The 3,022-nt window shown below is 33.8% G+C and carries 3 protein-coding genes; all 3 read right to left on the reverse strand.

Translation table 11 applies throughout. The features are described 5' to 3' along the window. Positions 1 to 274: 274 nt before the first annotated feature. The 3 genes from DI060_RS18745 to DI060_RS18755 all read right to left on the reverse strand — a co-directional run bounded on the left by DI060_RS18745 (position 275) and on the right by DI060_RS18755 (position 2,847). Positions 275 to 862 (reverse strand): YdcF family protein, encoded by a 588-nt coding sequence (locus DI060_RS18745; RefSeq protein WP_244594508.1) that lies wholly within the window; start codon positions 860 to 862, stop codon positions 275 to 277. A 461-nt stretch (positions 863 to 1,323) separates the two neighbouring features. Then, positions 1,324 to 1,686, reverse strand: a complete 363-nt coding sequence (locus DI060_RS18750; RefSeq protein WP_108978541.1) for a VOC family protein — start codon at positions 1,684 to 1,686, stop codon at positions 1,324 to 1,326. A 336-nt stretch (positions 1,687 to 2,022) separates the two neighbouring features. Beyond that, positions 2,023 to 2,847 (reverse strand): hypothetical protein, encoded by an 825-nt coding sequence (locus DI060_RS18755; protein ID WP_108978542.1) that lies wholly within the window; start codon positions 2,845 to 2,847, stop codon positions 2,023 to 2,025. Positions 2,848 to 3,022 lie beyond the last annotated feature (175 nt).

Below are 3,022 nucleotides of genomic sequence, written 5' to 3' on the forward strand. Positions count from 1 at the left end.
CCCATGTCCTGAGTCATACTAGATGAAAATTGAAATAAGATTCTTTGATATTTTTAATAAAAAAAGATTTAGATAAACTTTCGCATAACGAACAAGGCTACACGACGTTGTCCGTAGCTGAGCCTGCAGCGCAGGCGTTAGCGTCGGCGCGTCTTCTTGCAGAGCAAGAAGCGTGCCGGAGGACAATGTGCCTTTAGGCCGAGCGAGGGCGCAAGACCCGAAGCGAAGCGTGTCAGCCGCAGTTAAGCGCAGTTACTTATTTATTAATAAAATTCTATTTAAACTCGATATTACGGTTTCCATTGCAAAGATGCAAATCGTAACCATTATCAATGAGGAAATGGTAAGCTTGAATTACATTTTTTGGAACAAGAATTTCTGATTGATAACCTAATTTTGGATATTCAAGGATCCGATGCAAGTCGCCGACGATTTCGTTGATAATCATAAAAAGATTAATAAAGGTATGGGGAGCATGAGCTAATGGATAAGAAGGCGAGGAAATATAAAATTTTGGTTCAGACCATTGTTTTTCTAATGCTAGTTTTATTCTGAGAGTCATTGAAGGCTTTTGTAAAGCAATGATAGTGTTAATTTCAAGATTTAAAGATTTAAGAATTCTTTTTGAAAATAGAATATTCTCCCCAGTGTTTGTAGATTTATTTTCTACAAAAATTGAATTTTGGGGAACCTCTTCTGAAATTGCAACATCCGCGAAAGATTCAGCTTCAGACTTGGTAAAGATATTCTTTGTGAAGAAATTTAACCCCCCGGAGAATAAGATATGTTTTGCATAACCCTGCTTGAAGAGAAGAGCAGAATACTTAGCTACTCTTAAATCATGGCTGCATAAAACGAAAATGAGATCAGCTTTTTAATTTGGTCCCGAATTGAAAGAAAATCCCAAATTAAATTTGCGAACTGAAAATCCTCCTTAGTTATCCTTTTATGATTTTCTAATAACATTTAAGTAATTGCGCTTAACGAACTAGGCTACACGACGTTGTCCGTAGCTGAGCCTCTCCGAGGCGTTAGCGTCGGCGCGACTTCTTGCGACGCAAGAAGCGTGACGGAGGACAATGTGCCTTTAGGCCGAGCGAGGGCGAAAGTCCCGAGCGCAGCGTGTCAGCCGCAGTTATGCGCAGTTCAAATTTTACCTAGTTAAAAGTATTTTTTATTAATCAAATTTTAAACGTTATCCGGAAGAAAAAAAATGAGGTAATATTTTTTATTTGTTCTAAAATATCAGTAACATATCAAAAATTAACTAAAGAATATTTTTTTAAATTATAAGATGATTTATTCTTAAATTTATAAGATAATCTATTCTTCTGCAGGTTGCCAGAGCTCGATTGCATTTCCTTCTGGATCATATACTCTCGCAAAAACTCCTATTTCTGGCATCGAATTCCATTCTTCTTTTTCTTCTACTTCAACTCCCTTTTTTTTTAACTCTTCTATGAATGATTTTAGATTTGAAACACGAAAATTAATCATCCACATTTTATCTTTGGAGAAATAGTCTGTATTTTTAGAAAATGGTTCAAAGACAGTAGGTCCTGACTGTTGCTGCCAGACCATATTCTGAATATCTATGCCTAAGATTTCTATGTACCAGTTCTTTAAGATTTCAGGATTTTCCGAACGGAAGAAAAATCCGCCGATACCGTTGATATGTTTACTCATAGTTATCAATTTTTTTAAAAGTAAAAATAATAATCAATTTAAATATTAATCAATTCTCTTTCTTAAAACGGCGCTTTCACTTTCAAGGCAATGATTATTAATAGTATCAATGGATATTTTTGTTCATTATCTTTACTTATACATTAAAAAATTTATTTGAATTGCGCATAACGAACTAGCCTTAACGACGTAGGCTGACCCTGAGTCCCGAACGGGACGTTAGGGACTGGAACGACACTTGCGGAAGCAAGGGGAGTGCCAGAAGCCTATGTGTCGCAGACCGAGCGAGGGCGAAGACCCGAAGCGAAGCGTTAAGGCGCTGTTATACGCTGTGCATTAGTTTCTTTGAATGTTTTTGAGTTCAACAGTAAATTTTGAGCCTTCTTTTTTTCCAATTTGTTGCAAAGTTCCTCTTCTTTCATTATCCAGGTAATCAAGTCTTGAAGGAAATTTATTTGATAAAATATATATTCCATCAAGAATTATATTTTGAAATTGTGAAATATCGCATATTTCTGGATTTAATTCACCATCTTTAATTATGAATGAGTAGGTTTCAGTAGGTTTATCTACAACAATGCCTAAAACTGGATAATTGCTTGAAATAAAACGCGAGGCAATTCCATCGACATTAACAGCAACATCTCCGACTTTCAGATTTTCACTTGTTTTATGAAATATTATTGTAACCGAGTCATCAATATTGTAATTCTTTTTAAACCAATCAACTAAATTCTTTGAAATTAATTCAAATTGGATTTCGTTATTTCTAATTTTCGTTTCTAATGCCAATATTTTGTTTTTATATTTTTCTTCTATGGATGAAATAGTTGTTAATTCTACTTCCTGCCATTTTTTCCTCATATAATTTCTGATTTGAATCGTTCCTATTTTTACTAATTCTTGGTAAGATTCTGAAATGAGTATTATAACTGGCATAAATAGTGTGTATAGTATAGCAAAGTATAATGGAGTTATGAGATTAATCGGATTTTTTTCTAAGTAGTCATTAATTTTAATTAGGCTGTAAGCATTATATATTTGATAAAAATATTTCCAATTAATACTTAAGAAAAGAATGCTATAGGAAAACAAAAATGTATTTCCTATTCTCTCATATAATTTACCCTTTATTGTATCTGTTATCTCTTCAAAGTTCATTTTATTATTTCCTTTTAGGTATGACTTCAGGAGATAGGTAACGGTTAAGCGGCAGTAGAAGGGTAACGCTTTTTAGTAACCTTTCTTGGTTTATGATCTTTGTATGCATTAGGGTCAGAAATAAGCAAGAAAAAATCCTTGTCTATAACACCTAATTTATTATTAGCAAACCAGA

The organism is Leptospira ryugenii (assembly GCF_003114855.1).
Lineage (GTDB): Bacteria > Spirochaetota > Leptospiria > Leptospirales > Leptospiraceae > Leptospira_A > Leptospira_A ryugenii.